This is a genomic window from Mycobacterium sp. (assembly GCF_035623875.1).
GTDB lineage: Bacteria > Actinomycetota > Actinomycetes > Mycobacteriales > Mycobacteriaceae > Mycobacterium.
The window spans coordinates 1-2,773 of record NZ_DASPSP010000315.1 but is presented as its reverse complement, the minus strand read 5'-3'; the positions used below and the strand labels follow the sequence as shown (position 1 = coordinate 2,773).

3 protein-coding genes and 2 pseudogenes are annotated in these 2,773 nt (G+C 65.5%); 4 read left to right on the top strand and 1 reads right to left on the bottom strand.

Annotated elements, in window-relative coordinates:
- Window positions 1-1,361: NAD(P)(+) transhydrogenase (Re/Si-specific) subunit beta (locus tag VEI45_RS25325; RefSeq protein WP_324857410.1), on the top strand; the 1,361-nt coding region annotated here is incomplete at its 5' end.
- A 70-nt stretch (window positions 1,362-1,431) separates the two neighbouring features.
- Here the strand turns inward: VEI45_RS25325 and VEI45_RS25320 are convergent.
- Window positions 1,432-1,557: a hypothetical protein gene (locus VEI45_RS25320; protein WP_324857409.1), complete on the bottom strand. Its 126-nt coding sequence runs from the start codon at window positions 1,555-1,557 to the stop codon at window positions 1,432-1,434.
- A gap of 157 nt (window positions 1,558-1,714) precedes the next feature.
- Between VEI45_RS25320 and VEI45_RS25315 the strand changes: the two genes are divergently transcribed.
- The 3 genes and pseudogenes from VEI45_RS25315 to VEI45_RS25305 all read left to right on the top strand — a co-directional run.
- A complete protein-coding gene (locus tag VEI45_RS25315; protein WP_324857407.1) occupies window positions 1,715-2,380 on the top strand; it encodes a TetR family transcriptional regulator in 666 nt (221 codons plus the stop codon).
- 4 nt (window positions 2,381-2,384) lie between these two features.
- Window positions 2,385-2,528 (top strand): annotated as a pseudogene (locus VEI45_RS25310) (SDR family NAD(P)-dependent oxidoreductase); the annotation flags it as partial.
- A gap of 103 nt (window positions 2,529-2,631) precedes the next feature.
- A pseudogene (locus VEI45_RS25305) lies at window positions 2,632-2,773 on the top strand (oxidoreductase); the annotation flags it as partial.

Genomic DNA, 2,773 nt, shown 5'->3' with positions numbered 1-2,773 from the left:
GCCTGACCGGGCCCAGGACGGCGGTGCGCGGCAACTTGATCGCTGCGGTGGGCATGGCGCTCGCCGTGACGGCCACACTGATCAAGATCCGGCACACCGACCAATGGGTACTGATCATCGCCGGCCTGGTGGTCGGCGTCGCGCTCGGCGTCCCGCCTGCCCGCTACACCAAGATGACCGCCATGCCGCAGCTGGTGGCGTTCTTCAACGGCGTCGGCGGCGGTACGGTTGCGCTCATCGCGCTTTCGGAATTCATTGAGACAAACGGCTTTTCAGCTTTCCAGCACGGCGAATCGCCGACTGTGCACATCGTGGTGGCGTCGTTGTTCGCCGCGATCATCGGGTCGATCTCGTTTTGGGGATCGATCATCGCGTTCGGCAAGCTGCAGGAAATCCTGCCCGGCCGACCGATCGGCCTCGGGAAGGCTCAGCAGCCGGTCAACGTGCTGCTGCTGGCCGCGGCCGTCGGCGCCGCGGTCGTCATCGGCCTGGGCGCGCGTCCCGGCAGCGGCGGGGTATCGCTGTGGTGGATGATCGGCCTGCTGGCCGCCGCGGGTGTGCTGGGCCTGATGGTGGTGTTGCCGATCGGCGGCGCCGACATGCCGGTGGTGATCTCCATGCTCAACGCAATGACCGGGCTGTCGGCCGCGGCGGCGGGGTTGGCGCTGAACAACACCGCGATGATCGTCGCGGGCATGATCGTCGGCGCCTCCGGCTCGATCCTGACCAACCTGATGGCCAAGGCGATGAACCGCTCCATCCCGGCGATCGTCGCCGGCGGTTTCGGCGGCGGCGGCGTGGCCCCCAGCGGCGACGACGGCGGCGACAAGCACGTCAAGGCCACCTCGGCCGCCGATGCCGCGATTCAGATGGCCTACGCCAACCAGGTGATCGTGGTCCCGGGCTACGGCTTGGCGGTCGCGCAAGCGCAGCACGCCGTCAAAGACATGGCCAACCTGCTCGAGGACCGTGGCGTGCCAGTCAAGTACGCAATCCACCCCGTTGCCGGGCGGATGCCGGGGCATATGAACGTGCTGCTGGCCGAGGCCGAAGTCGACTACGACGCGATGAAAGACATGGACGACATCAACGACGAGTTCGCCCGCACCGACGTCGCGATCGTCATCGGCGCCAACGACGTCACCAACCCGGCGGCCCGCAACGAGGCATCCAGTCCGATCTATGGCATGCCGATCCTCAACGTGGACAAGTCGAAGTCGGTGATCGTGCTCAAGCGTTCGATGAACTCCGGATTCGCCGGTATCGACAACCCGCTGTTCTACGCGGAGGGCACGACGATGCTGTTCGGGGATGCCAAGAAATCGGTGTCCGCGGTCACCGAGGAACTCAAAGCCCTATAGCGCTGCCGAGCAGACGCAAAAGCCCCTCACGCCAGCGCGTGTCGGGGGCTTTTGGGACTGCTCGCGCTACTTAAACGGGCGGATATGCCGGTGGTGGGTAGCCGTTGCCGTCGACGACGCCGCGCAGACCCCAGAGTGAGTACTTAAAGTAGAACTCGAGTTCGTCGGAAAAGTCGTAGCTGGGATCCGGATCCATCTGACCACCCTCTCGATTGGCATCGACTCGCGACTTGGCTCAGGCAGCAGTCTAGTCCGACCGGGGCAATACACAACAGCGAACAACCGCCCTGCCTAAACTATCCAACTAGTTGATTGACACCGGGACACCCCCGGCCTGCCGATAGCGAGTTGACATGCCATCCGAGAACGGGCTCTCCCGCCGCGAGGAGTTGCTGACTGTTGCCACCAAGCTGTTCGCCGCCCGCGGCTACCACGGCACCCGGATGGACGACGTCGCCGACGTGGTCGGGCTGAACAAGGCCACCGTCTACCACTACTACGCCAGCAAGTCGCTGATCCTCTACGACATTTATCAGCAGGCCGCCGAACGCACGCTGGCCGCAGTGCACGACGATCCGTCCTGGACCGCTCGCGAGGCGCTCTACCAGTACACGGTTCGGCTGCTGACTCAGATCGCCGCCCACCCGGAGGGCGCCGCGGTGTACTTCCAGGAGCAGCCCTACATCAGCGAGTGGCTCACCGAGGAGCAAGTCGCCGCGATCCGCGAGAAGGAAACCCAGGTCTATGAGCACGTCCACGGCCTCATCGACCGGGGTGTCGCCAGCGGCGAATTCTACGAATGCGACTCCCACGTGCTGGCGCTCGGCTACATCGGGATGACGCTCGGCGCCTACCGATGGCTGCGGCCGAGCGGACGCCGCAGCGCTAAGGAAATCGCCGCCGAGTTCAGTACCGCGCTGCTGCGCGGTCTGATCCGCGACGAGGCGGTGCGCAACGAATCACCGCTAGGGGTCAGAACCGAAATCGGTACAGCCGATCGTAATTCGCGATGGCCATGATGGCATGTTTCGCCTCGACGGAAAGGTCGCCGTGGTCACCGGCGGCGGCCGCGGCATCGGCGTGATGATCGCGCGCGGGCTATTGCAGGCGGGAGCGACGGTGTATCTGTCGAGCCGCAAAAAAGCCGAACTCGACGCCGTCGCTGAGTTGTCAGTCCACGGACCGGTGCAGGCTCCTCACGCTGCGTGCTCACGGCTACTTATCCTGCATCACTCGCGGCGTCGGCGCGTGGGTGTGGTACACCGGCGCCATGACCCCGAATGTGCTGCGAACCGTGTCGTCGGTGGTGGGACCGAGTCATGTCAGCACCGACCCCGACGTGCTGGCCGGCCGCAGCGTCGACCACACCGGCCGCTATCGCGGGCGTGCGAGCGCCCTGGTGCGTCCGGGTT